This window comes from Acutalibacter sp. JLR.KK004 (genome assembly GCF_036941085.1).
GTDB lineage: Bacteria > Bacillota > Clostridia > Oscillospirales > Acutalibacteraceae > Acutalibacter.
The window spans coordinates 2,113,759-2,139,327 of the sequence record NZ_JAYMNQ010000001.1; the positions used below are offsets into that span (position 1 = coordinate 2,113,759).

Below are 25,569 nucleotides of genomic sequence, written 5' to 3' on the forward strand. Positions count from 1 at the left end.
CGTTATACAGCCATTTATGGGTCTTGCAACCCTGTTTTCCGGGAACTGCAGAATTAGCAACCCTATTTTATTTTGCAATCCCGAAAGCCCGGAATCCCCTGAAACGACCGGCGTTGCCGGGCGTTGTGACCCGGAGGTGGGGAGCATAGCAACCCCACCTCCTTTCTCCTGCTTGCTTTTCGGCCTTGCCCAAAGCCGGTCAAATCCCCTCGAAATCAGTGCCTTTCCAAACCGGGCCGACATTGCCCCGACACGGCCCTCGCCGGTGCAGGGCCGTGTGTTTTCCCGACCCAGCCCTGCAAGCCCCGACACGGGGCCACGCAGGGGCCGACAGGTGGCGATGAGTGGCAAAGAAAAAGTGCACCGCGATTTGCGATGCGCTCAGGGCTGGCATTCATTTTTCTGTCAAGCGTACCCGATATAGATGTCGTAGCAGTTCCCATCAGTGGGCTCGTACCAGATCCACACATCGGTGATGTCCTGGTCGTTGGCATACCGGTTCAGTCTGCTGGCGATGTCCCTCTCAAGACAGGTGCTGTGTGGCCCGGCCCCTATGGGGTTGTCCCAGCAATCTACCGCGCTGCTCTCCAGCCGCAGGCCAAGGCCCTGGGCATAGCTTTGTGCGTAGCCTATCCAGTAGCCGATGTCGAAGGTGGGCTCCTCTATGACCGGTTCCGGAGTTGGCGCGGGAGGTATGGGAGTGGGTGCTGGTGGCTCTGGCGTGGGCGTAGGAGTGGGTGTAGCTACTGGCGTGGGAGTTGCTCTCACGGTAACTGTCAGGGTGGCATCATGCTCGGTGTCTGGCTGCTTTGGCGCAGGCGTTGGGTCTATTGTCTTTGGTTCTGTGCCCTGCGTATCGGTGTCTTCTACGCTGGAGGTGGATGCGTGTGCGCTTTCTTGTTTCGTGTGTGGATAGGGGGGTGACTATTGTTTTCATTTTTGCTGGCGGATTTTCTGAGTATGGATACCGCCGGTTTGAAATTTATTCCAGCGATGGTCTGCTCAAGGGTGGCAGCTATATTGAAAGCAGTTTGGTCAGTCAACGGGGCTGATTCAGCCTTTACCATGAGGGTCTGCTGTGCAGGCTCTGAGTCTGGAGGTGCTGTCTGGCACCCATTAACGCTCGCTAAGAGGGCTGTGGCCAGGAGGACTGTTAGGGTTTTCTTCATGGATATCATCCTTTCTTGGAGTTTTTCTTGACCACAAGGATACCACAAGATTTTGATAAGTCCAGACCAAACTCGAAGAAATACCTACTAAAGATGCTTTTGAAGCTCTTGTCCCAATTGGGCAGAGCGCGGGTAGGGAACAGACAATGCTTTGCAGTTATCTTGATTTTTATCAACGTCTTTCTCTTGAAAATGAAAAAGCCGATCGCTTATTTGTGAGAGCTAACTTCCAGCGGCCGACTATGTATTTCTCACCCTATTCTGTCATTGTGAGGGTTCGAATCTATTTTTCGTTGACTTACATCCACGTTTTTGCACTTTCGAAATCCAGGCTCTCGGGCATCAAAAAACCGCGCAGCCGCGCGGTTTTTTGAGCGAATATCTTTTTTATATCCACAGGATGGTCGAGGTGACAGGATTTGAACCTGCGACTTCTACGTCCCGAACGTAGCGCTCTACCAAACTGAGCCACACCTCGAAAAAAAGCCCCGGGTTAGATAAAACCGGGGCCTGGCAGCGGTACCAGGATTTGAACCCAGACAAACAGAGTCAGAGTCTGCTGTGCTACCATTACACAATACCGCTATATCTCTCTTGCGTGCCTGTCACTCAAGAGCAGTTACTATTATACCAAACTTTGAGAAAAAGTCAAGGGGTTCTGCAAATTTTTTTAAATTTTTTCTTTTCAGAAAAACGCCGCCCCGTCATTCTCCCAGGGCTGCAGGGGCAGGAACCCGCCGGGTAACAGCCTGGGCTTGCCGGGCATTTTCCAGAATTTCTGCTTTCAGCGCTTCCAGGGACGGGAATTTCCTTTCAGGACGCAAAAACTCCAGCAGGAACAACCGGACAGCCTTCCCATACAAGTCTCCGGAAAAATGGGGCATCCAGGTTTCTGCCAGCACCCGTTCCGAGCCTACCGTAGGCTTCACGCCGATGTTTGCCACCCCACAGTGGAATGCCTCCTCCACTTGGCACCAGGCGGCGTATACGCCGAAGCGGGGCTGGATAAAGCCCTCGGGAAGGGCCTGATTTATGGTGGGCGTGCCTAGGGAATGCCCAATGTGGTTGCCATGTATAACCGGCAGGGAAAAGCCAAAGGGCCGGCCCAGAAGGCGGTTGGCAAGAGGGATGTCCCCCTGCTCCACAGCAGCGCGGATAAGGGTGGAGCTGATTTTCTTCCCCTTCTCCCGGACAGGAGGCAGGATTTCCAGCGCAACACCGGATTCCTTACAGAGGGCGGCCAGCAAGCTGGTATTTCCCGCCGCACCCCGGCCAAACCGGAAATCCTCGCCACAGCAAAGCCGGACGGCATGAAGCCTTTGAAAGAGGACTTCCCGCACAAAGCGCTCCGCCTCCATATGGCACAGGGAAGCGAAGTCCACCTGGCACACTTGGCGGATACCAGCCTTTTCCAGCAAGAGCAGCTTGTCCTCTGGCGTAAGCAGGGCAGGCGCGCCCTTAGGGGCAGAAGCAAAAGTGAACACCCCTGGAACCAACTCTTCTGCGCCGCAGGCAGCCTTTATCACTGCCATGTGCCCCCTGTGCAGGCCGTCAAAAGCGCCCAGGGCCAGAGAGCAGGGCTGGCCGTCCCTTATATTTTCCAGACTGCTTATGATTTCCATACCGGGCGCTCCTTTCTTCATTTTGGCATATCATGAGAGTTTTAAGACGGACTCTAAGACCCTGGGGCTTTGAGTCTCGCCTCCCGGCTCGGTCAGCTCATAGCAATCGCCACTGGCGATTTTCGCCCCCACACCCTACAACCCCTTTAAAAAAAGGGGTTGGCCCTAAAACTAAATTTAAAAATATTTCTTAGAATTTTTCAGGCCCTGCGCTTGGGATATTCCTTTCCAGAGCAAAAAAACTGGCAGCTTACATGAGCGCGGAATTTCATCCTGCGGCTTAGGCGCAGCGTTACGCTGCTAAAAGTTGCGGAAACGCTGGTAACGTTTTTCCAGCAGCTCTTCCGGGGTTAAGGCCAGGAGGCTGGGAAGCAGGGCGCAAAGCTCTTCTTTTATCTGGGCATAGGCGCAGTCAAACCCCTCCTCTTCCGAGATAACCTTTTCCACCACGCCCAGTTCCGCCATATCCTGGGCTGTAATGTGCAGGCAGTCTGCCGCGTCCTTTACCCGCTTGGGATCCTTCCACAAAATGCTGGCGCAGCCCTCGGGAGAGATGACGGAATACACGGCATTTTCCAGGATCCACACCTGGTCTGCCACAGCCATAGCCAAAGCGCCGCCGCTGCCCCCTTCCCCAACGAGAATAGAGACAACAGGGGTTTTCAGGTCGATCATTTCCAGCAGGTTTTCCGCAATGGCCTGGCCCTGGCCCCGCTCCTCCGCGCCTAAGCCGCAGTAAGCCCCGGAGGTGTCCACAAAGCACACCACTGGCCGGTGGAACTTTTCCGCCTGCTTCATCAGGCGCAGGGCCTTGCGGTATCCCTCGGGATTGGGGGAGCCGAAGTTGCGGCGCACCTTTTCCTTCATGTCTCCGCCTTTTTCCATAGCGATAACCGTCACAGGCATTCCCTCCAGCTCCGCAAGCCCCCCCACAATGGCAGGGTCATCCCCAAAGCGGCGGTCGCCGTGCAGTTCTACAAAGGCGGAAAAAATATTTTCAATGTAAGACATGCCCGTGGGCCTGTCCTTGGCCCGGGCCAGCAGGACTTTATCATAGGCGCTCATCCTGCTCCCTCCTCTCTTTTGCTGTATGCATCTGCAAAAGCCAGGCAATGGCCTGTTTTTGCTCGCTGCGGGGGACTATCAAATCCACAAAGCCATGCTCCAGCAGGAATTCCGCCGTCTGGAAGCCCTGGGGCAGCTTTTTGCGGATAGTCTGCTCAATCACCCTGGCGCCGGCAAAGCCAATGGTGGCCCCCGGCTCTGCCATAATCACGTCCCCGTCCATAGCAAAGCTGGCGGTAATGCCGCCCAGCGTGGGGTCGGTAAGCACTGTGAGGTAAAAATTCCCGGCGTCGCTGTGCTTTTTCAGGGCGGCGCTGGTTTTCGCCATCTGCATCAAAGAGAGGATGCCTTCCTGCATCCGCGCCCCGCCGGACACCGTAAAGCCCACCACCGGCAGGTTGTGCCCTGTGGCATACTCAAACAGCCGGGTAATTTTCTCCCCCACCACTGTGCCCATGCTGCCCATCATGAAATTGGGATCCATGCAGAAAATGGCGCAGGGCCGGCCAGCAATTTCCGCTGTGCCGCACAGCACGCCTTCTTTCTCTCGGGAGGCAAGCTTGGCGTTTCGCAGCTTCTGGTCATAGCCGGGGAAGTCCAGCAGATCCCGGCTCATTAAATCCCCGTCCAGCTCCGCAAATGTGCCCTCGTCGCAGATGTGGAAAATGCGCTCCCGGGGGCCAATGCGGAAATGGTAGCCGCAGGCGCTGCACACGTTCAGGTTTTCCTGTAAGTCGGTAAGGGGAAGCTGTACGCCGCATTTGGGGCAGCTATTGCGGATCCCCTGATCCTCCGCTTCCTTGCCCCCTTTTTCCAGTTCGTTCTGGGGCGAGCGGAATAATCCCATCAGATTCATACCCTTGCTTCGTTCCTTTCCTTTGTGTTTTTCACAGCCATGCATCCGGCGCGCTTGAAAGGGTTTGCCTGTTTTCAAGTGTGCTGCCTGTAAAAGGGGTGTTTGCCAAAGTACAGCACGCCGCTTCCCGTATTATACCAAACTCTTGGCATAACGTCAAACCCATTGTCTTTTTTCTTCAGATATATCCCAAAGCTTGGCCTGCAGGCAGGCGGCTTTGCGCCGGTTCAAAAGAGGAAAGGCCCCTGCGGAGCCTTTCCTAACCTTGTCATGTTTTGGCGAACTGGCTGTTATAAAGCTCCGCATAGAACCCGCCCTTTTGCAGCAGTTCCTCATGGCTGCCCTGCTCCACCACGCGCCCGTCCCGCATCACCAGGATTACATCCGCGTCCCGGATGGTGGAAAGCCGATGGGCTACAATAAAGCTGGTGCGGCCCTGCATCATCTTCTGGAAAGCCCGCTGGATACGGCTTTCTGTGCGGGTGTCAATGGAGGAGGTGGCCTCGTCTAAAATCAGCATGGGAGGCAGGGAGAGCATCACCCGGGCAATGCACAGAAGCTGCTTCTGGCCCTGGCTCAGATTTTCCGCCCCTTCCCCAATGATGGTGTCATAGCCCTTCGGCAGGCGCTTGATAAAGCTGTGGGCATGGGCGGCTTTGGCTGCCTCCACAATTTCCTCCCTGGCTGCGCCAGGCTTTCCATAGCTGATGTTTTCCGCAATAGTGCCCCGCTTCAGCCAGGTTTCCTGCAGCACCATGCCATAGTTTTTCCGCAGGCTCTTCCTGGTTAAAAGGCGGATGTCCTCCCCGTCTACGGAGATAGCCCCGCTGTCCACATCGTAAAAGCGCATGAGCAGGTTGATGATGGTGGTTTTGCCGCAGCCGGTAGGGCCTACCAGGGCCACCCGCTGGCCCGGCTTCACCTGGAGGCTGAAATTTTCAATCAAGGGCTGGCCCCGGCGGTAGGAGAAACTGACATTTTCCGCCTGCACCCGCCCGTCCGGATCCACCAGCGTGCGGGCGTTTACCGGATCAGGCTGCTGGGGCTTCTCCTCTATCAGGGCGAACACCCGGCCCGCGCAGGCCAGGGCATTTTGCAACTCTGTCACCACGCCGGAAATCTCGTTAAAGGGCTTGGTATACTGGTTGGCATAGCTTAAAAAGCAGGAAAGCATACCCACTGTAAGGCCCCCGCCGATGACGGACAAGGCCCCGGCCACCCCCACACCGGTGTACACCAGGGAGTTGACAAACCGGGTGGAGGGGTTTGTGATGGAGGAGAAGAAGATGGCCCGCAGAGAGCAGCCCTGCAGCCGGGCATTGATCTCGTCAAACCGTTTTTGGGCTTTTTCCTCCTGCCCAAAGGCCTGCACCACCCGCTGCCCCTCTATCATCTCTTCAATGAAGCCGGTCTGTTCCCCCCGCACCAGGGACTGCTGGTGGAACATGGTATAGGTGCGCTTGGCGATAAAAGCCGCCACCAGGAGGGACACCGGGGTGATAAGCACCACCACCAGGGTGATGGCCACATTTACGCTGAGCATGAAAAGCAGGGTGCCTAAAATGGTGATAATCCCGGAAAAAAGCTGGGTAAAGCCCATTAAAAGGCCGTCGGCAAACTGATCCACGTCTGCAATCACCCGGCTGACCACCTCTCCTGTGGGGTGGGCGTCCAGATAGGAAAGGGGCAGGCTTTGCAGCTTGCAGAAGGCTTCGCTGCGGATATCCCGTACCACCCGGTAGGTGACGTGGTTGTTGCACAGGTTCATCACCCACTGGGCAAACGCCGCAATCCCAATGACAATCCCCGCCTGCAAAAGCAGCCGGAAAATGCCGGGAAAATCCACCTGCCCCGGGGAAACGATAAGGTCAACCGCCCGCCCGGTAAGGATGGGGATATACAGGGTGCCCGCCACTGTCACAGCCGCCAGCACCAGGGACAGGGCCACAAACAACCGGTATTTTTTAATATAGCGCAGCACTTTTTTTAAAGTGCCTTTCTGTGCCTTCTCTTTCATGCGCCCTCTCCTCCTTTCTCCATCTGGGACTCGCAGATTTCCCTATACACCCCGCAGCTTTCCAGCAGCTCTTCATGGGAGCCTATCCCCACAGCGCAGCCGTCGTCCAGCACAATGATTTTATCTGCGTGCCGGATGGAGGAGGCCCGTTGGGACACAATGAACACGGTCTGCCCATAAGGAAGGTTTTTAATGGCAGAGCGCAGCCTTGCGTCTGTGGCGAAGTCCAGGGCGCTGGCGCTGTCGTCCAGTATCAAAAGCCTGGGCCTGCGGGCTAAAGCCCTGGCAATGGTAAGCCGCTGGCGCTGGCCCCCGGAGAAGTTGCGGCCTCCCTGGGCCACAGGCTCGTCTAAGCCCTTGGGCTTTTTCTCCACAAACTCTTTGGCCTGGGCCGTTTCCAAGGCCTGCCACAGCTCCTCGTCAGAGGCGTCCCCGCCGCCCCACTGCAGGTTTTCCCGGATGGTCCCCGAGAAAAGCTGGGCGCGCTGGGGCACCACGCCTATTTCCCCCCGCAGGCTTTGGAGGGGCCAGTCCCCGGCGGGCACGCCGCCAATAAGCACCTGGCCCAGGGTGCAGTCATAAAACCGGGGGATAAGGTTTACAAGGGAGGTTTTGCCGCAGCCGGTGCCGCCGATAATGCCCACTGTCTCCCCGGGCTTTACAGAAAAGCTGATATGGGAGAGGGATTCGGCCCCAGCCCCTTCATAGGCAAGGCACACGTCCCGGAACTCCACAGAAAGGCCCTGGCCCTCCCCGGTTCCCGCCTTCACTGCCCCGGGCTTTTCCGAAAGGCTGGGGGCAATGTCCATCACATCCGCCACCCGGCCCGCGCATGCCAGGGCCTTGGTGATGTTGATGATAAGGTTCGCAAGCTTGACAAGCTCCACCAGAATCTGGCCCATGTAGTTTAAGAGGGCTACCACCTGCCCCTGGGTGATGGCGCCTGCCTCTACCCGCAGGCCCCCGGCCCACACCAGCGCCAGGGTGGCCAGGTTGATGAGGATATAGGTCACCGGGTTCATCAGGCCGGAAACCCGCCCCACAAACACCTGCAGACGGGTGAGGGCCTGGTTTTCCTCCTGGAAGGCGGCGGTTTCCGTTTCCTCCCGGCCAAAGGCCCGCACCACCCGCACGCCGGTAAGGTTTTCCCGGGTTTTGCCCAGCACCCGGTCAAGCCCTGCCTGCACCTGCTTATACCGGGGCATAGTCCACAGCATCACCCCAAACACCACAGCCGCCAGCAGGGGGATTGCCACAGCGAAAATGAGGGCTGCCCGCCAGTCGATGGTAAAGGCCATCACCATAGCCCCAAACACCACAAAAGGCGAGCGCAGCAGCAGCCTTAAGGCCAGGTTCATGCCGTTTTGCACCTGGTTTAAATCGCTTGTCATGCGGGTGATAAGGGTGGCGGCGCCCTCCCTGTCCAGTTCCCGGAACCCCAGGCGCTGGATGTGCCCGAAAAGCGCCCCGCGCACCTTTGCGGCAAAGCCCACAGAGGCCTTTGCCGCAAAATACTGGGCGGTGATGGAACAGACAAGCCCCACCAGCCCCAAGCCTACAAGCACCAGGCACATCTGTATCACATATCCCTGGCTCCGGCTCTTAATGCCCGTGTCAATCACCGCCGCCATTACCAGGGGCACCAGCAGCTCGAAGCTTGCCTCCAAAAGTTTAAAAAGCGGGCCAAGCACGCACTCTTTTTTATATTCCGTCAGGTAACCCAGCAGGCGTTTCACAACGCTACCTCTCCCTTCACATATTGTTCTATCTCCTCCGCCCGGGCCGTGCGCCCCATAGTGCGGTATGCTTCCGCCTCATACCGCAGGGAAAGCACAGACAGGCGCATACCTTCAAAATCCACATACCGGGTGAGCGCGCCCAGGCCTGGCGCCTCCTGCCACCTGCCGTCCGGCAGGCGCTTTTCAATGTCCCCCATGATTTCCACCTCGGCCCCCCCGATTTGGAACCGCCCAAAATGGGAGCGCATCTTTTCTGTGCCGCAAAAGCGCACAGGCTCCACACAGTGTTCTTTAAGCAGCGTCCCCAGCGTATAGGCGCTGTCCCGGTCTGTCTGGATGTCAATGTCGTGGGCCTGCACATCCATGCCCTGCAAGGCAAAGGAGGTGCTGCCCGTCAAGGCCCATACAAGGCCCGGTTCCTTTGCCGCCGCTTGGGTTATGATGCGGAGGGCTTCTATGTGATAGGTTTCCAGCATGGTTCCCCCTCCGTTTCCATTAAGTTGAAAGTGTTTTAAACAGCCTAGGCACCCGGTCGTCAAAGTAGCCCAGAGGACGCTTCAAACCTTCTGTCAAATCCATGTCTGCCACAAAGCCTCCATGGCCTCCACAAACAGCCAGAAGCTCCTCCCCCGCGCTGTTAAAGGCAAACGCCAGGGGGATCTCCCCGCAGAAATGGCAGCAACCCGCAACAGGCAGTTCGTTTTCGATTGCCCGGGTTCTGGCAATGGCCCGCCACTGTTCATATTGCTGCCGGTGGTACATGCCGGTGCCGATAGGGTTCACCATCAGCACCGGGTTTTCCAGCGCCATAATGCGGCAGACCTCCGGGAAATGTATCTCATAACAGATGGGCACCGCGATTTTCCCCAGCCGCGTATTTACACAGCCGATTTTGCTGCCGGGGCGCTTGCCCCTTTTTTTCTCGCTTCTGTGCAGGATGCACTTTGTGTATGCATCCACGACCCTGCCACTTTCCAGAACCAGGACTTTTTCCGTGTCCCCGTCGCGGTACCCGGTAAGTATGGTGCCCTCCTGCTTTTCTGAAAGCGCCAGGGCCATGGCTTCCTCCTCGCCGGAACGCAGAAAACCTTCAGGAAAAACATACAGGTCGGCGGGACCCTCCCGCAAAAGGCGGGGCATTTCTGTTTTTGCTTCCATGCGGTTGGGTACAGCCAGCATGATTTTAGCCATAAAAACCACCTTATCCTTTCGTCAGCCTTGCAAAGTTTGCAAAGAGCTTTTTGGTACCCACCTTGTCAAAGGCGATTTCCAGCAGGGTGTCGTTTGCCATAGGCGTGGCGGTGAGGACAAGCCCTTGGCCGAAGGTTTTGTGGGAAACCGTATCCCCGGGCTTATAGGTGCCGGGAGCGGCAGGCTTCACCTGGGGGCGGTATTGGGGCATCTGGGGCTTTTTGCGGCCTTCCCCCATCCCGGGCAGGGTGGGGCTTTGGGGCCGGGGCTGGATAAAGGTGCGGGAGCGGCTGTGCTCCAAAAGCGCCTCCGGAATTTCCCCGGCAAAGCGGGAAAGGCGGTTGTGGTTGGTGGAGCCGAACAGCATCCGGGACTCCGCGTGGTACAGGGACAGCTCCTCCTTGGCCCGGGTGATAGCCACATAGGCAAGCCGGCGCTCCTCCTCCACCTGGGTAGGATCGAACAGCACCGCATTTCCGGGGAAGACCCCCTCCTCCCAGCCGGGCAGGAACACCACTGGGAATTCCAGGCCCTTGGCGGAGTGGATAGTCATAAGCACCACAGAATCGTTTTCTTCATCGTAATTGTCGATGTCCGTAAACAGGGACACCTCCTCCAGGAAGCCGGAAAGGCTTGCTTCCTCCCCGTTTTCCTCCTCATAGCGGCGGATCATGGAGGAAAGCTCCTGCACGTTTTCCCAGCGGCCCTCGGCTTTGTCCGGCTCGTCCGCCTTTAAAAACTGCTGATAGCCGATGGCCTCCACCAGCTCCCCGTACAGCTCGCTGGGGGCCATGCCCCCCTCGTTTTTCTCTATAAAGCTGTCCATCTGCTGGATAAAGGGCGCAAGCCTGTTTGCCGCCGCCCGGGAAATGACCGGGTATTCCGCCGCCCGGGAGAGCACCTGATACAGGCTTTCCCCCACCTGCTGGCCTATCTCCGCGGCCGTAGCTACGGTCTTATCCCCCACGCCGCGCTTAGGGACATTTATAATGCGCTGGAGGCGGATTTCGTCCTCCGGGTTATTTATCACGCTTAAATAGGCTATCATGTCCCGCACTTCCTTGCGGTCAAAGAACCTGTGCCCGCCGATAATCCGGTGGGGGATGCCCTGCTTTGCAAACATCCGCTCGAAGGAAAGGGACTGGGAATTCATGCGGTACAAAACAGCGTAATCAGAAAACTTCCGGCCCTTTGCCACCCCTTCCAGAATGGCCCGGGCAATGCAGTCTGCCTCGTCCTGCTCGTTTTCCGCTGTGTGGAGCCGCAGCTTCTCCCCGGCCCCGGCGGCTGTCCACAGGGTTTTCCCCTTGCGCTCCAGGTTGTTTTCGATAACCGCGTTGGCGGCGTCCAGTATGTTCTGGGTGGAGCGGTAGTTCTGCTCCAGCCGCACCACCTTAGCCCCGGGGTTGTCCTGCTCGAAATTCAAAATGTTCTCAATGGTGGCCCCCCGGAACTTGTAGATGCTCTGGTCGTCGTCGCCCACCACGCACAGGTTCCCGCTTTTTTTCGCCAGGAGGTTCACAAATTCATATTGTGCGTGGTTGGTGTCCTGATATTCGTCCACCATAATGTACTGGAACTTATCCTGGTAATATTCCAGCACCTCCGGCGCTTTTTCAAAGAGCCGCACCGCGTTTACCAGCAGATCGTCAAAGTCCATGGCGTCCGCGTCCTCCAGCCGCCGCTGGTACAAGGTGTAGCACCGGGAAACCTGCTGGAGCCGGTAGTCCTTTTCCGCTGTCATCTCATATTCCCTGGGGGAGACAAGCTGCTCCTTGGCCCGGGAAATCTCCGCCAGCACCGCCCTGTGGGAAAGGGCCTTTTCCGCAATGTTCAACTGGCGCATCACGTCCTTCATCAGGCGGCGGCTGTCGTCTGTATCATAAATGGTGAAATGGGAGGTGTAGCCCAGCCTGTCCCCGTCCCGGCGGAGTATCCTGGCACAGCTTGCGTGGAAGGTGGAGGCCCAGATATCGTTGCCTGGCTCTCCCAGCATGGCGCACAGCCGCTCCTTTAATTCCCCGGCAGCCTTGTTCGTAAAGGTGATAGCCATAATGCGCCAGGGACGGCAGGCGGAAACAGAGAGCCTGCCCCGCACCTCGCTGGGAAGGGGCTGCCCCTCTTCTACATACCTTTCGCAGGCCTTCAAATCCTCCTCTGCCAGCTCCGGCTGCACAAAGCTGCTTTCATAAGCTGTGCCATAGCGGATAAGGCTTGCAATGCGGTTTACCAGCACTGTGGTTTTGCCGCTGCCCGCCCCTGCCAGCACCAGCAGAGGGCCTTTTGCCGTAAAGACAGCCTCCTGCTGGCGGCTGTTCATCCGGGAAAAATCTTTTTCCATTACCCTGCGCCGCAGGGCCAGGATTTCTTCTTTTAATGCTTGCATACACATAAAAGCCTTTCTTTTCTCATAAAATCGCTGCGGGATACAGGATACGCGCAAAAAGGCCATAAAAAAGCGGTCCTTTGCGCCCGGCATGCTTCCGTTTCTGTTTTCACAGCATATCCCGCCCTTTATTGTACATGATTGCGCCCTACAAGGCAAGAAAGAGGGAAAGAAAATTTGAAAATCCTGCCGTTTTCCGCTATAATAAGGACATGCGAAGAAATTGTTCCATGGCACAAAGCTGCCGGGAAAGGAGTTATATCATGCAGAACGCCCTGAAAAACGCCGCCGACTGGGCAGAGGAGGCGGGCCGCCAGCCCCTGCCGGAATGGGACAGCCTGCCGGGCATCCCTTTATATATGGATCAGGTAGTGCTGTACCTGACAGATTTGCTTGCCGCGTTCCAGCGGGGGGAAAGCAGCCCCCTACTCACCAGCTCTATGGTCAATAACTATGTAAAAAACGGGGCTGTCCTCCGCCCGGAAAAAAAGAAATACGACCGCAGGCAGCTTTCGGCCCTGGCTGTCCTGTGTATGCTCAAGCAGGTGCTGTCTTTGCAGGACATCAAAACCCTCTTTGCCGGGGACGCCTCCCAGGAGGAACTGTACGGGCTTTTCCGGGAAGCCCACCACGCCGCCATGAAGGAGGCAGGCCGCGAACTGGCACAAAGCATGGGGGAGGGCCGGGATTCCCGGCAGGAGGCCCTGCGCCTGGCAGCAGAGGCAAACGCCAAACGGGCCGCGGCCCAGCGGATTCTGCTGGAACTGGAAAAGGAAGCCTCCGCCCCGAAAGAGAAGGCGGGATTGGAGGAAGGGCGGCAGTAATAATCCTATGTAGGAGGATAAGGCGGGAGGACAACTAACAATGGAAAACTTCTAAGAAGTAAATCACAGTTAAAGATATTAAATAGGCCTCTTGCGAAATTAGGCAAAACGGTCAAAATTACAGATACCAGCAATCAAAGAAAAGCGAAGCGCGAAACGATGCCTGTGGTTGCGATAGCGTTCAGAGAGAATACGAAACCTTTTGACAAAGCGGATAGCGTGTTCAACCAAGATACGTTCCCTTGAAATCTTGCGGTTATCTTTGCGTTCTTGTTTGGACAACGGATGATTCTTGGAACGCTTTTTTGGCATGAGAGAATTGGCGTGTATCTGGCCAATTCCCTGGTATCCTGTATCCGCCTCCAACACCGTTTCTGTCTTGACATGGGCACGAGAATCCTTGAATAGTTGAAAGTCATGCCTCTTTCCGTTAGAAAATGCCAGTGCAATGATTTCTCCGGTTTGAAGGCTGACAAGCAGCTGTGTTTTCAGTGTGTGCCGCTTTTTCTTTCCGGAATAGTATCGCTTTTGCTTTTTTTGGGTCGTTCAATGGGCGATTCCGTTGCGTCAACCAGAATCACCTCATACTCGGCATCACTTTTCAGCGGCGCTTTCCGTCCTGGCAGCGAAAACGTTCCATCCTTTATCAGCGTGTCTTCCACCCACTTGATTCCTCGGTAGATATTACTTTCCGCTATCCCATAACTGGCCGCTATATGGGCATAGGTACGGTATTCCCGCAGATATTCCAGGGTGGCCAGCAGCAGATCCTCTATGCTCAGCTTTGGCGTCCTCCCACGGCGCCGGTGCTTTTCCGCATATCCTTTTTGCAGAATTTCTACCATCTTGTCAAATGTTGCCCGCTTTACCCCGGTAATTCTCCGAAATTTTGTGTTTGAATATTCCGCTAGCTTTGTAGCTTTGCAAAAAAACCGAGAAAGATTTTCAGATAATTTGAGAAAAAAAGAAGGGCGTTTAAGCGGTAAAATAAACCGTTTAAGCACCCTTACTTTTTGGAAAATCAGCTTGACTTTTTCTTGCGGTTTCCATGCTCCTCCAGGATCAGGTTTTCCCCTGTTTTCGGCTGCGGGTTTGGTATGTATTCCAACAGCTCCGGCAGGGTGCAGTCTAAAGCCTCTCAGATTCTGTCCAGCTGGTCAAAACTGATAATAGTATCCGATGAGGCTATTTGGAAGTGTACGTTGGAGTTGACATTTGCATTATCGATTTCAATACTTTTAAAATTCACTTGAGAAAACATCTTTCCTTGAGTTATGTTTAGTGTTCCATTTTTTACAGATAATACTGAATCAAACACAAACATGTTTTCCGTAACAGAAACAGTGCCTCCAGTTATAAGTAGTTCACTTGGGTTGCCCTTTAATTCTGATATGGACAGGTTTCCACCAGACACAGAAAGACTAACCTTCTTATTTTCGTAACCGGTTTCCATCCCTTTTTCCACGTCCAAAGGGCAATATCCAATGGAGTTAACAGTTACGTTTCCACCAGCAACCTGGATTTTATCTTTTCCTCTAAGGCTCTGTGCAGTTATTTTTCCATCTCTTATTAAAAGCTTTTTACTCGCTTCCAGTTCAAGTTCCGTTCTTGTAAACCCGGTTTCACCTGTCCATCGCAGATCCAAAGAACCCTTCCCTGTAATAGTTAGGTTACCAATACAATATATACCAGTTCCCGCATTTGAGCTCTTTGAAGCACTGACAACGTTCTGAGAACTATCTGCTAAGTGGATAGTTGCGTCACAATAGAACAACATGGACATCATACCGGATGACTCGGTAAAATCTGCGCCACTCAGAGTTAAGGTGTTTGTGGCTTTATCCCACGCCCAACCATTACCTTCCGAAGAAATAGTGGTTCCACCCGCGCTTGTACCTGCGGCCGCAGAAGGAGTAGCAACATTTTTTCTAACGCCATTACTGTCAAAAACATATGTATATGCCCTTCCACCAGCAGACGCAAATATAGGGCACATCCCTACAATCAAGCACAAGGCCACCACAACGGACAAAATACGCTTTTTCATTTTGAACCTCCAAAAATTTTTAGTATTGAACGGACACCTTGTAAATTATGTATCACCCCCTAATCGTGATAGATTTACGCTTACTCAAAAGTTGGAAATTTCTCTCCATATCTCTGCAAGATCGCTGCAACCTGTGCCCTGGTCGATGTGCCTGTAGGGGAGAGTGTAGTTTGAGAAGTCCCGGTAACACACCTCCATATTCCTATTTTTCAAAACAGAAAACGGCGGTTTTTATTAAGTATTAGGTACCGCCGTTTAACCTATATTTGTCTAAAAGCAGCGGTGTTTGTTGTAGATAAACTATTGAAACAAGGCTACTTTATTCATTGCTATCGTCTAATTGACAAAACAGTTTTTTTGAATAGAGCGTAATTAAAAAAGACGCAATAGCTGCAACGATTAGCACAATCCATGTTTGACTTTTGAACATATCAAATAAAATGCCATAAATCGCCTGTCCTAGGGTCACTGCAACCCGTTTCCTCCAGGGTCTGTAGGCGGGTATCAAGGGATATGCGGCTCATGGCAGGTCACTCCTTTCAGGTGAAATTACGGCATGGCGGCTCCTGGCATCGGGACGATGCGGCTTTGGACAAAGGGGAGGATGATAACACCAGAGCCATGATATGCGGATTGGCTGTCGCATTGTCGCACCGTCGCAGCCTGTAAAAAAACTTTTTCCCAATACTATACACTACCTATTTTTCCTTACTTTTAAAAGTTTTCAAAAATAGGTGAGACAGTGCGACAAACTCTCAGCTTTCCTTTCCTGGCAATATGTTTCCATGTCCCACAACCTGTCGCACCATGGTCGCACGGTTGTCGTCCCTGCGACTGTCCTGCCCTGGGCAAATAAAACAGGAGGCAGGTCCAGTTGACCTGCCTCCCATCACTTTTCTGCTGTGCTTGTTACTCGTCCAGCATCTTCCGGTACTTTGGCCGGTCACTGGCTGGGACATTAAGCAAATCCATTGCCTTGTCCGCTGGAATATCAAGGTTCTCCATTAGAGCCTTGAGGTTGGCAAACAGTTTGCTTTCTTCCCCCTCCTGCCTGCCCTCCTGCCGGCCTTCCCACTTCATATCCTGCAATTTCATAGCCAGCGTCATATAAGTCCCCTCCATTTCTTCATCGGTTTTCACAGCCTCCACCGCCTGCTCTATCTGGGCCACATAGCCCGAGCGAACGTCCAGCGGCCTGCCTCTGTAGCCCGCGTCAATGTAGCGTAGGAAGTCCAGCACCTCAGCGCTGCTGTTGCCCTCTGTGAAGCTGGCGTTGAGGATGTAGGCATGGGAGCCGTCGTCGTAGGCAATATCCTCCGCGCCTTCTATCACGGACCTGCGCCTGTATACCGCCAGCCCGCGCTTGTAGTAATCGTCCGTGCAGATAAAGATAACAAAGCTCTGACGCAGCTCCCGGTAGCTTTCCGCTGATTTCAGGGTCCTGCGGTCAATGCTGCTCTGGTAGTAGCGGATGCGCTTTTCCAGGCCATAGCTGGCCCCGGTCTGCATCTCCACGTCATACTGGGTGCGGCTCTCGTCCTCCAGGCACACATCCAGACGCACGCCGTGAAGGGCCGCGCCGTCTGTCAGCTCTTTCTGCTTGTCTATCGCCGTGATGCTGCCAATCTTCTTGCCCAGCAGGGCTTCTAAAAAGGGCTTTGCGTTCTCCGGGCGGCGCATGACCTCCCCGAACATAAAGTCGTCCGCCAGCGTCAGCTCATGGAACGGCTTGATTGCCATGGGTATCACCTTCTTTACTATTAGTATATTCTTTTTTTCAGAGATTTGCAAGGGCTTTGGCTGTATCAGGCTGCATTTTCCTCCAGGTCGCCGGGCTCAACACGCCAAAGCTCGTCCGTCAGGTCCTTTAGTGTGCAGGTCACGCGGGGGCACCTCTCTGGAGACTCGGCGGGCAGGATTTCAATGCCCAGCGCCAGCACCTTTCGGTAGACATTCTCACAGCAGAAGTATCCGCCCCGGCTGTCGTTTCTCAAGTGGGACAGGAAGAAGTTATTGTGGTCCACCCCAGCGCGGCGGATGCCGAAAATCTCCACGGTATAGTAAGGCTCTGTGACAGGACGGGGTTCCAGCTGCTTGCGAACCATATCCCAGCTGATAATGAAATCGCTGGCGAAGCGCTCACAGAAGCGGCCCACGTCTTGGATAAGACGCGTGATAATGCTGGACAGGTTTAAATTGTCCAGGGTTCCGGTCTCAGTACAAAGTATGCGCTCACACTGCTCGAAGTTGCGGACGATAATCTGTGGAGTAGGTTGCAAAGGTTTTCCTCCTTCCATCAGGCCAGCAGGCTCTTGCCGGTGGGTTTCATAACGCGGTGGGGTATCCTCTTGACTTCCGTGTACTCGCCAGGGGTGTAGTGCTCTAACATGAAAATGAAGCCCTCCCGCAGCCGGTCACAGGTGCGGTCAAAATCCTGGACCAGCTCCACCCGGCCGCGCAGGTCCTGCATATCCCAGCCGGCAAAGTCCTCGTACATGTCGATGGAGCGGCCGGGATAAAGTGAGTAAGTGCCGTCCTCGTTTGCCTGGGCCTCGTACAGCACCAGGTAGCCGCTGCTGCGACCGTTGAAGCCGATATGGTAGCCGGTGCGCTGGTAAAAGTCCGAGACAGTACGGGCAAAGAATATGTCCCAATCGGGAGCCTCCACCTCGCCGCTAGCCACGTCATAGGCCAGGTCTTGCAGCTCGCTGGGGATATCCAGGTTTTGGATTTTGACATTGTTGGCGTAGGACGTGGAGCGGTTCCAGGAGTTCATGGTGTTGTAGCGGTAGTGGCGGGCCAGGAATCCGGTCATGGCCTCCCGGCTGCGTCGGTTGACTTTCTGGTAGAACATGCTGCTCATCTCCTTTCGCTGGCCGGGGCCAGCGGCATTTCCCGCCACCCTTGGCATCGGGAGATGCAAAAAAAGCCACCCCGGCAGCAAGTCCAGGATGGCCTCTTTCCACTATTCCTTTTCTATCAACCCGAACCAAATGAACGCCTCGCGGATAGCCGCCTCTTTCTTTGCGGCCAGCTTTGGGGCAGGCTGCCCTTCGGCATCTCCATACCCCTTATACTTCGTCTTGGCAAGGCCGCAGAGTTCCTTGGTCTGGGATATGGCAAGATTGCTGACATGGATGCCATACCGCTCCTTGACCCATGCCTGGAGGTCCTTATAGGTGGCGCGTTTTGTCTGTAAACGCGTTTCGCCCTCATAGCCGTCTATCTCGACTATAAGGGCGAACACGTTACGATACACCGCCAACCTGATTCTTGACATGGTGTTCGTATACTTGACGTTTGGTGGAGATGGCGGGAATCGAACCCGCGTCCGAAAAAAGATTACCAAGGCTTTCTACGAGCGTAGCTTTTGTTTTAACATTCCCTCTGCCCGGCGCCCAAAAGCAGGCTCCGGGTTTTAGTAGCCTTTTGGGTCATGACGAGGGCGAAAGGCGGCGCCCTCATTCACGTTCACCGCTCATCGGCGCTCTTATCCTGGCCGCGGTACTCCAGGTAAGAACGGCTGCTTATTTAAGCAGCAACAGCAACAGAATTGTTGTCGTTTAATTTTAAGGTTTGCGGTTTTATAGCGGTCCGCACCGCTGCTCGCTTACCAGGGCTTTCCTTCCCCGTCGAAACCTTTACATCCCCATTTCTGGCGGCATAACGCCACAATTTTACTACTTATACTATACACGAAATCCCCTCCAATTGCAAGGGGGATTTTTGATAAAAACCCCAAGCATAGATTGTAATAGACCTCTTGCGAAATTAGGCAAAACGGTCAAAATTGCAGATACCAGCAATCAAAGAAAAGCGAAGCGCGAAACGATGCCTGCGGTTGCGATAGCGTTCAGAGAGAATACGAAACCTTTTGACAAAGCGGATGGCGTGTTCAACTATATCAATCCAAGAAATTAGCAAGATGCAGTATATGGTCTGGCGGGGAAAGAAAGAGGAATACGAGTTGTTCTCCCAGGAGGATGGGGATGCCCCTGCTGTGCCTACCCTCACCCATGAGCAGTTCCGGGCGCTGGAGGACTTTCTGAAAAAGAAAGATAACCCGGCCCTGCTGCCCATCCAGATTGCCTACTACACCGGGCTGCGGATTGGCGAGGTCTGCGCCCTCACCTGGCAGGACATCGACCTAGACGAGCAGTATCTCACGGTGCAGCGCAGTATCCGCTACAACGGGGCAAGGCACAAGACGGAGATCGGGGCCACCAAGCGGAAGAAAGTCCGTACTGTGGACTTCTGCGACACGCTGGCGGCGATCCTGCGGAGGGTCAAGAAAGAGCAGATTGGGAACCGCCTGCGCTATGGCGAGCTTTGCAGCCTGAACTACTGCACGGAGGTCAGGGAGAAAGACCGGGCCTATTACGAGGTTTATACCCTGCCCAGGACGGCGGAGGTGCCGGAGGGGTATCGGGATCTGTCCTTTGTCTGCCTCCGGCCTGACGGGGCCATTGAAACGCCGAGTACGGTGAGTATCATGTGCCGTTCAGGCAAAGAAGAAAGTGCCGGGGCTGGAGGACTTCCATTTCCATATGCTCCGTCACCCATATGTCAAGCCCACGACACAAACTTTTTCAACATTTCCGAAATTCAGAGGCTTCAAGAGCAAAATCACGCATCTTCCAGACAATTTCAACCTGATTACCCGGATAGACATACACTCTCTCAATCAGCGCATCAACCAATTTCGCGCTTAATTTTCCAGTATCCACAACCTTCTGCGCCAACTGGTTTCTGGCGTTTTTTCTTTGCTCATCCATCTGCACCTGTGCCAACTGTGTTGTCACAGCCTTGTGAAGCTGTTGAATACGGGTTATCTCCTGGTCGAAAACCGATTTTTGCTCTTTGTAATCTCTTTCGCTAATTTCACCCAAAACCAACCTCTCAAACAAGGCTCGCTTTTGCTCCTGGATCGCTCTCACCTGCCTACTATATTCATCTTGCCTTGCAAATAGCAATTCTTGTTGGCTTGTGCCAGATAACGCCGTACCTAAAACAGCCTGTGCTTGCTTAACTATAGTTTCATAAACCAATAGTTGCGTTGGATTTTCCAACGTAGGCTTTTCCAACATAGGGAAATCCGAGATAGGCGGTCTATGCTCCGCCGGATAATTACCGCGGTTTTGTTACGCCGTAGAAAGGCGTTTTTGAGGAAAAAGGTGTAAATCCCTTGCCGCGTGGGAAACGCGCCCACCAAGCCGCCTGTATCAATGCTTTTTCAGCCCCTACTGCGTAACAAGGGGCATGAAAAAAGCAGGCAAGAAACGCTTTGTTTCTCACTCGCCTTTTTCTGCACCCTGTATGACAGCTACCCTATCTCAGTTTGTTGGTTGATACTGTTTTATGAGTAGCTACCCTTATGGGGTGCGCTTTTATCTATCCATCTGTCTTTTTACTCGCCGTCTTTGTCGTGATGGCAGCCACAGCCGCAGCCGTCTTCATCCTCATCTTCGTCAAAGTCAAACTCCAGGGTTTCGCCGCAGCCGGGGCAGACAATGCTTCCCTCTTCCAGCAAATCGTCTGTAAGCTCAATGGTATCCCCGCAGCTAGGGCAGGTTACCTCAAACTCTGCGCCGTCGAAATCATCTATATCCCCGTGATGGTGGCAGGAGCAGCCGCCTTCCAGCTCATAGAAGTCCTCTTCCACATTGCCCAGATCTTCGTCTATTTCATCCACCTGCTCGCTCAGCTCTGCAAAGCCATCCTCCAGCTCCTCCACGGAGAGGCACAGATCGTCCAGCAGCTCTACTATAGCGTTTAAAACCTTTGTTTCCTTGGCGTTGGGGTCAAGCTCCAGGCCGTCCATCAGGCCCCGGATATAAGAAGCGCGCTCTGAATTTGTCATGACAGTTCCTCCTTTTGCCACCCTGTTTGGCGGCGCTTAATGGATGTAGGGGCGTTATGCGCGCTCCATGTACTCGCCGGTGCGGGTGTCGATGCGGATTTTCTCGCCCTCGTTGATAAACAGGGGCACGCGCACCTCGGCGCCTGTCTCCAGAGTGGCAGGCTTCAGGGTGTTGGTGGCGGTGTTGCCTTTCACACCAGGTTCTGTGTGGGTAACTTCCAGCTCCACAAAGTTGGGAGGCTCCACGCCGAACACATCGCCCTTGTAGGACAGCACCTTGCACACCATGTTCTCCTTCACAAACTTAAAGCTGTCCCCCAGGATGCTGCTGTTGATAGGGGCCTGCTCATAGGTTTCGTTGTCCATGAAATAGTACAGGTCGCCGTCATTGTACAGATACTCCATATCCTTTCTCTCTACAAAGGCAGTGGGATACTTTTCGTCGGGGCTGAAGGTGCGCTCCACCACAGCGCCTGTGATGACGTTGCGGATTTTGGTGCGCACAAAGGCCGCGCCCTTGCCGGGCTTTACATGCTGGAATTCGATGATGGAATACACGGAACCATCCATTTCAAAGGTGGCGCCGTTTCTGAAATCGCCTGCTGTGATCATATGCAAAAACCTCCAAAGCTATACTGATTACTTCCACGTACAACTGTCTCTCTGCTTATTTTACCCTATCCCGCCTGGTTTTTCAAGGGAAAACGTCCTTTAGGGGCACTTTTTTTCCAAAAAGAAACCACTTAGAAGCTGTACCGATAGGATTGGTGCGAAAATTTCCCGAAAAGGTTTGTGGAGGAGCCTATTGGTACAGCTTCTTACAGCTCCATAAGCTCCTTGGGGGACTTGGTGAGGGAGCGGCAGCCCTCCTCGGTGATAAGCAGCATGTCCTCAATGCGCACGCCATACTTGGCAGGCACATAGATGCCAGGCTCGTCGGTTATCACCATGCCAGGGGCGCAGGGCGTTTTGTCCAGGTGGGAGAACCGAGGCCACTCGTGTATCTCAAAGCCCACCCCATGGCCCAGGCCATGGCCAAAGGTGCCGGGATAGTCCTTTTCAATGATGTCCCGGGCAATCTTGTCCACATCGCAGCAGGGCATACCGGGCTTCACCTGGTCGATTACCGCCATGTGGGCCTTGAGCACTGTCTCATATACGGCCCGCTGCTCGTCAGACACCTTGCCCAGGGCCACAGTGCGGGTCATGTCGGAGTGGTAGCCGTCTAACAGGGCGCCGGTATCCATGGTGATAAAGTCGCCCTTATGCACCTGGTTGTCGGAGGGGACGGCGTGGCACTGGGATCCGTTCTTTCCCGCCGCCACAATCAGCTCAAAGGCTACGTTCTCCGCCCCGTTCTTCCGCATGAAGAACTCAATTTCCAGGGCTAAATCCCGCTCTACAGCCCCTTCCTTGATAAAGGGCAGGATGTGCTGGAAGGCCGCGTCTGTAATGGCCTGGGAGGCCTCGATTTTCTTGACCTCCTCCGGGGATTTTATCATCCGCTGATCCCGGATGGCATCGTCCAGGGTCTTGTCCAGCACGCACTCTGCGCCCTGCTTTTCAAAGGCCTCCTGGAATTTCCGGGACTGGGCCACAGAGAGCTTGTCCACCTCCAGAAAGACTTCCTTGATGCCGTGCTTGCCAAGCAGTTCGCACAGGACGGTGTTCAAGTCCTTAAAGCCCACCACTTCGCAATATTTCGCCTGATACCGGGCCGCTTCCTCATAGCGGAAATCCATCAGCAGGTAGGCGGCTCCGCTTGTCACCAGCAAAGCCCCGTCTGTGGCAGGGAACTGGGTGAAATACCGCCGGTTGCGCTCGGAAAACACCAGCGCCGCCTTTTGGCTGTCGCCGTTTATCACTCGTTTTGCAAGGCGCTCTATAGGGTTTTTCATTTCAAAACATCCTTTCGCACTGTAAATTTTTTCCGCAGGCCCTGCTCAAGGCAGCGCCGCACCCGGAAGGTAAAGCCCTCCTCCGGTTCAATAGGTGCCAGCAGCACTGACTTCATGCCGCAGAGGTTGGCGCCCACCACGTCGGTAAAAATCTGATCCCCGATAATGGCACAGGCCCGCCGCTTCACGCCCAGCCGCCGCCTGGCCCGCAAATACCCAAAGGGCAAGGGCTTTATGGCAAAGCTGATAAAATCCAGCCCGAATTTCCGGGCGAAAGGCCCCACCCGCTTTTTATAATTGTTGGAAACGATGATGACCCGGAACCCCCGCCCCACCATTTCTTCAGCCCATTCCACTGCCCCGGGGATAGGGGTGTGGGAAGTGTAGGTGGCGATGGTGTTGTCCACGTCCAGCAGCAGGGCTTCCACCCCCAGGCTTTCCAGGAATTCCGGGGTTAGCTGCGTCACTCTGGCCCTCATAGCAGTGGGCCGCAATAGTCCCATAGGTACGCTCCTTCTCAAAAATGCGCCTGCGCCCAGCGCCCCGGCCCGCAAACCAGCGGCCCAAAGGGCCGCTGCCGCGCCTTTAGGCGCGGGCGGGGGCGCGCCCCCGGTTTGCGGGCCGGGACTTTCCGGAAACAAAAAAGCGGGCAGCAAAGCCCGCTTTCCGTCAGAAAGGTTTGGAGCAGCGCTTACTTATACTTGCGTTTGCGAGCTGCTTCTGACTTTTTCTTGCGCTTGACAGAGGGCTTTTCATATGCCTCTCTCTTGCGGACTTCCTGGATGACGCCCGCCCGGGCGCACTGCTTTTTGAAACGGCGCAGCGCACTGTCCAGCGATTCATTATCCTTGAGCCTGATCTCAGCCATGTATATCCCTCCCATCCGCCCAAAGGCAGGGGTCTCTGTCGTGTAATACAACACAAATAATTATATCCGCAAACTACCTGCTTGTCAACCTTTAATTTCTTTCGATTTTGTAAACACCCCGTGAACTTTATGAAAACCAGGGCAGAAGCGGGGCCTTTCCCGCTAAGGGAAATCCCCCGCCTGTAAGCAGGGGATTTCCAAAAAGGCGTAAAGCTTATGTCAAACCCTTTAGAACCTGTATTCATAATCGAAATTGCCGGATGAGCGGGAATTTTTGAAGCCAATCAAGGCAAATGTTCGCAGCAAGGCTGTCGCCTTGCAAGAAAATTTAACATAGAGTGGCTTCAAAAAGGCCGCTTAGACGGTGGTTACAGGTTGTGGATACAGGTTCTACAGCCCCAGGCGCTCAAACTGCTCCGGAGGCGCGTCGTTTTCCTTCAGCAGCGCTGCCATCAGCCCTTCCAGCCGGGCCTTCTGGGCTTCATCCTCTATGGGGTGCTCCTGGGAAGGATCAGCCTGCAAATCGAAGAGCAGATCCCCATAGCCATGGCCGCCGCCCAAATTCCCGTCAGGCTCCATCTGCATAACAGGCGCGCCCTTTGTAAAGGAGAAAGGCGTGTGCCACTTCATGGACTGCAGGGACTCTTCACTAAAGAAGCTTGCCATATGGGTGGGCATCATGGTGTATTCGTAAAGGGGCTGGTTTTCCGGGGCGGCCGGGGCCTTCATCAGCACATACCGCCCGTCTGTACAGCAGAGCATGCCCCCGTGTATGCCGAAAAGGGCCGCCTCCCGCACAGGCTGTTCCTTCTGGAGGACCTTGCCCAGGTCTTTGCCCAACATGTCCTTGGGCACAGGAATCTGGAAGAAGCGTAAGAGGGTTACCGGCAGGTCGATGGTCTGCACCAGGGCCTCCCGCCGCTCCCCCTTTATCCCGCAGCGGGGATCCCAGATGAACAGGGGGATATGGGACACTTCCTCGTACAGGGGCATGTAATTTTTAGCCCAATAGCCATGCTCTCCCAGCATGTAGCCATGGTCTGTGTTGACAATGAGCATGGTGTCCTTCCACATGTCCTGCTCGTCCATCACGTCCAGCACCCGGCCTAACTGGGCGTCGCACATGGACAGCAGCGCTTTATAGCTGCGCCTGCCCTCTGCCACCTCCTCCGGGGATTCCTTCACCATGGCATAGTCGGGCCAGTCAAAGCGCTTGCCCGCGTACTCTGTGGGGTACAGCTCCTTATATTTGTCATAGGTGAAGAAAGGCTCGTGGGGGTCAAAGCACTCAATTTGCAGGAACCACTTGTCCGCGTCCCTGTTCTGCCGCAAAAACTCAATTCCCGCGTCAAAGCATTTCACCTGGGGGTGATCTTTCTCCTGCTGCATAAAGCTGCGGTTCACCACGTCCTGCCGGTAGAGCATCCCCCGGTAGCCGTCAAAGCTGATAAGGTTGGGGTCTTTGTCCTCCACCCCGCCTATCACCGCCTTCCAGCGATCCCCCTCCTGGCCCCGGAAGTTTTCCCAGGTGGCATAGCGGGTGTGGTAGGTGCCGCCGCCGTCCTCCCAGTAGTGCCCGTGGTCGCTGATGAGATGGGAATGTATGCCGTTCTGCCATAAGATCTGGGGCATGGAGTCGTCAAAAGGCTCTATAGGCCCCCAGCTTCTGTGCAGGAAATTGTACCGCCCGGTGTGCAGCTCCCGGCGGGCGGGCATACAGGGCAGGCTGCCTGCATAGCAGCTTTCAAACTGCACCGAGCGCTGCTGCAAGCGCAGGAAATTGGGGGTTAAGGATTCTGTGCAGCCGTATGCTTCCAGCATGTGGCGGTTGAGGGAATCGAACATAACCATGATTGCGCGCATATAGCTCCTCCTCTCTTTAATGTGTTTATCGTCTTAATCCCGGTTTTTCTTTAGGCTTTGCCTGAAGATGGGAAAATGCAGGATTTTTCCGCAGGGCTTGCATTTTGGTGATGGATGCTCACAATCCAAATGTGAACAAACAATTAAATTACAAAACTGTTCGC

The 25,569-nt window shown here is 54.6% G+C and carries 23 protein-coding genes, 2 tRNA genes, 1 other RNA gene and 1 pseudogene; 3 read left to right on the top strand and 24 right to left on the bottom strand.

All coding sequences use genetic code 11. The annotated features are described in order from the left end of the window. Positions 1-927 precede the first annotated feature (927 nt). Positions 928-1,200: a hypothetical protein gene (locus tag VSQ30_RS11495; RefSeq protein ID WP_334464178.1), complete on the top strand. Its 273-nt coding sequence runs from the start codon at positions 928-930 to the stop codon at positions 1,198-1,200. 370 nt (positions 1,201-1,570) lie between these two features. Here the strand turns inward: VSQ30_RS11495 and VSQ30_RS11500 are convergent. The 10 genes from VSQ30_RS11500 to VSQ30_RS11545 form a co-directional block, all read right to left on the bottom strand. Next, positions 1,571-1,647: transfer RNA gene (locus VSQ30_RS11500), tRNA-Pro, on the bottom strand. Positions 1,648-1,680: 33 nt separating this feature from the next. Further along, positions 1,681-1,754: transfer RNA gene (locus VSQ30_RS11505), tRNA-Gln, on the bottom strand. A 119-nt stretch (positions 1,755-1,873) separates the two neighbouring features. Next, positions 1,874-2,791: a riboflavin biosynthesis protein RibF gene (ribF, locus tag VSQ30_RS11510; protein ID WP_334464179.1), complete on the bottom strand. Its 918-nt coding sequence runs from the start codon at positions 2,789-2,791 to the stop codon at positions 1,874-1,876. 300 nt (positions 2,792-3,091) lie between these two features. Beyond that, positions 3,092-3,856: an acetyl-CoA carboxylase carboxyltransferase subunit alpha gene (locus VSQ30_RS11515; RefSeq protein WP_334464181.1), complete on the bottom strand. Its 765-nt coding sequence runs from the start codon at positions 3,854-3,856 to the stop codon at positions 3,092-3,094. After that, on the bottom strand, positions 3,843-4,703 hold the full coding sequence (gene accD / locus VSQ30_RS11520; RefSeq protein ID WP_502876276.1) for an acetyl-CoA carboxylase, carboxyltransferase subunit beta: 861 nt from the start codon (positions 4,701-4,703) through the stop codon (positions 3,843-3,845). The genes VSQ30_RS11515 and accD overlap by 14 nt, the downstream gene beginning before the upstream one ends. A 277-nt stretch (positions 4,704-4,980) precedes the next feature. Then, positions 4,981-6,729 (bottom strand): ABC transporter ATP-binding protein, encoded by a 1,749-nt coding sequence (locus VSQ30_RS11525; protein WP_334464183.1) that lies wholly within the window; start codon positions 6,727-6,729, stop codon positions 4,981-4,983. Further along, entirely contained in the window at positions 6,726-8,465 is a 1,740-nt protein-coding gene (locus VSQ30_RS11530; protein WP_334464184.1) for an ABC transporter ATP-binding protein, read from the bottom strand. The genes VSQ30_RS11525 and VSQ30_RS11530 overlap by 4 nt, the downstream gene beginning before the upstream one ends. Then, on the bottom strand, positions 8,462-8,944 hold the full coding sequence (locus VSQ30_RS11535) for a nucleotidyltransferase domain-containing protein (RefSeq protein ID WP_334464185.1): 483 nt from the start codon (positions 8,942-8,944) through the stop codon (positions 8,462-8,464). Before VSQ30_RS11535 ends, VSQ30_RS11530 begins: the two co-directional genes overlap by 4 nt. 19 nt (positions 8,945-8,963) lie before the next feature. Then, the gene (locus VSQ30_RS11540) at positions 8,964-9,659 is read right to left on the bottom strand and encodes a carbon-nitrogen hydrolase family protein (RefSeq protein WP_334464186.1); all 696 of its coding nucleotides are present in this window, start codon (positions 9,657-9,659) and stop codon (positions 8,964-8,966) included. A gap of 10 nt (positions 9,660-9,669) precedes the next feature. Continuing rightward, the gene (locus tag VSQ30_RS11545) at positions 9,670-12,045 is read right to left on the bottom strand and encodes an ATP-dependent helicase (RefSeq protein WP_334464188.1); all 2,376 of its coding nucleotides are present in this window, start codon (positions 12,043-12,045) and stop codon (positions 9,670-9,672) included. Positions 12,046-12,275: 230 nt separating this feature from the next. Between VSQ30_RS11545 and VSQ30_RS11550 the strand changes: the two genes are divergently transcribed. Further along, on the top strand, positions 12,276-12,869 hold the full coding sequence (locus tag VSQ30_RS11550; protein ID WP_334464190.1) for a DUF1836 domain-containing protein: 594 nt from the start codon (positions 12,276-12,278) through the stop codon (positions 12,867-12,869). A gap of 99 nt (positions 12,870-12,968) precedes the next feature. On the opposite strand, the gene VSQ30_RS11555 is transcribed toward VSQ30_RS11550, so the two are convergent. The 8 genes and pseudogenes from VSQ30_RS11555 to VSQ30_RS11590 form a co-directional block, all read right to left on the bottom strand. Further along, positions 12,969-13,747, bottom strand: a protein-coding gene (locus VSQ30_RS11555; protein ID WP_334464861.1) for an IS5 family transposase whose coding sequence is annotated in 2 segments (ribosomal slippage) — positions 12,969-13,408 and positions 13,408-13,747 — 780 coding nt in all. Because the reading frame shifts where the segments join, the coding sequence is not laid out codon by codon here. 260 nt (positions 13,748-14,007) lie between these two features. Continuing rightward, complete coding sequence (locus VSQ30_RS11560) at positions 14,008-14,916, bottom strand: carbohydrate-binding domain-containing protein (protein ID WP_334464191.1); 909 nt, start codon at positions 14,914-14,916, stop codon at positions 14,008-14,010. A gap of 909 nt (positions 14,917-15,825) precedes the next feature. Further along, positions 15,826-16,656: an Rpn family recombination-promoting nuclease/putative transposase gene (locus VSQ30_RS11565; RefSeq protein ID WP_088364426.1), complete on the bottom strand. Its 831-nt coding sequence runs from the start codon at positions 16,654-16,656 to the stop codon at positions 15,826-15,828. Positions 16,657-16,721: 65 nt separating this feature from the next. Further along, positions 16,722-17,195, bottom strand: a complete 474-nt coding sequence (locus tag VSQ30_RS11570) for a hypothetical protein (RefSeq protein WP_161474834.1) — start codon at positions 17,193-17,195, stop codon at positions 16,722-16,724. A gap of 17 nt (positions 17,196-17,212) precedes the next feature. Beyond that, on the bottom strand, positions 17,213-17,770 hold the full coding sequence (locus VSQ30_RS11575; protein ID WP_334464193.1) for a hypothetical protein: 558 nt from the start codon (positions 17,768-17,770) through the stop codon (positions 17,213-17,215). Between the two features lie 111 nt (positions 17,771-17,881). Then, positions 17,882-18,196, bottom strand: coding sequence for a hypothetical protein (locus tag VSQ30_RS11580; protein WP_334464195.1), 315 nt, complete (start codon positions 18,194-18,196; stop codon positions 17,882-17,884). Between the two features lie 21 nt (positions 18,197-18,217). After that, positions 18,218-18,567, bottom strand: a transfer-messenger RNA (tmRNA) gene (ssrA, locus tag VSQ30_RS11585). Positions 18,568-18,687: 120 nt separating this feature from the next. Then, a pseudogene (locus VSQ30_RS11590) lies at positions 18,688-18,792 on the bottom strand (IS5/IS1182 family transposase); the annotation flags it as partial. 58 nt (positions 18,793-18,850) lie between these two features. Here VSQ30_RS11590 and VSQ30_RS11595 point away from each other — a divergent pair. Then, complete coding sequence (locus tag VSQ30_RS11595; protein WP_334464196.1) at positions 18,851-19,795, top strand: site-specific integrase; 945 nt, start codon at positions 18,851-18,853, stop codon at positions 19,793-19,795. Between the two features lie 528 nt (positions 19,796-20,323). Here the strand turns inward: VSQ30_RS11595 and VSQ30_RS11600 are convergent. From VSQ30_RS11600 to VSQ30_RS11625, 6 genes are all read right to left on the bottom strand, one after another. Beyond that, positions 20,324-20,776: a CD1247 N-terminal domain-containing protein gene (locus VSQ30_RS11600; RefSeq protein WP_334464197.1), complete on the bottom strand. Its 453-nt coding sequence runs from the start codon at positions 20,774-20,776 to the stop codon at positions 20,324-20,326. Between the two features lie 54 nt (positions 20,777-20,830). Continuing rightward, the gene (gene efp / locus VSQ30_RS11605) at positions 20,831-21,388 is read right to left on the bottom strand and encodes an elongation factor P (RefSeq protein WP_160643679.1); all 558 of its coding nucleotides are present in this window, start codon (positions 21,386-21,388) and stop codon (positions 20,831-20,833) included. Between the two features lie 206 nt (positions 21,389-21,594). Next, entirely contained in the window at positions 21,595-22,674 is a 1,080-nt protein-coding gene (locus tag VSQ30_RS11610; RefSeq protein WP_160643666.1) for a M24 family metallopeptidase, read from the bottom strand. Then, positions 22,671-23,177 (bottom strand): YqeG family HAD IIIA-type phosphatase, encoded by a 507-nt coding sequence (locus VSQ30_RS11615; RefSeq protein ID WP_160643664.1) that lies wholly within the window; start codon positions 23,175-23,177, stop codon positions 22,671-22,673. The genes VSQ30_RS11610 and VSQ30_RS11615 overlap by 4 nt, the downstream gene beginning before the upstream one ends. Positions 23,178-23,365: 188 nt before the next feature. Continuing rightward, entirely contained in the window at positions 23,366-23,542 is a 177-nt protein-coding gene (gene rpsU / locus VSQ30_RS11620; RefSeq protein ID WP_160577521.1) for a 30S ribosomal protein S21, read from the bottom strand. Between the two features lie 390 nt (positions 23,543-23,932). Next, the gene (locus tag VSQ30_RS11625; RefSeq protein WP_334464199.1) at positions 23,933-25,405 is read right to left on the bottom strand and encodes a sulfatase; all 1,473 of its coding nucleotides are present in this window, start codon (positions 25,403-25,405) and stop codon (positions 23,933-23,935) included. Between the last annotated feature and the right edge of the window lie 164 nt (positions 25,406-25,569).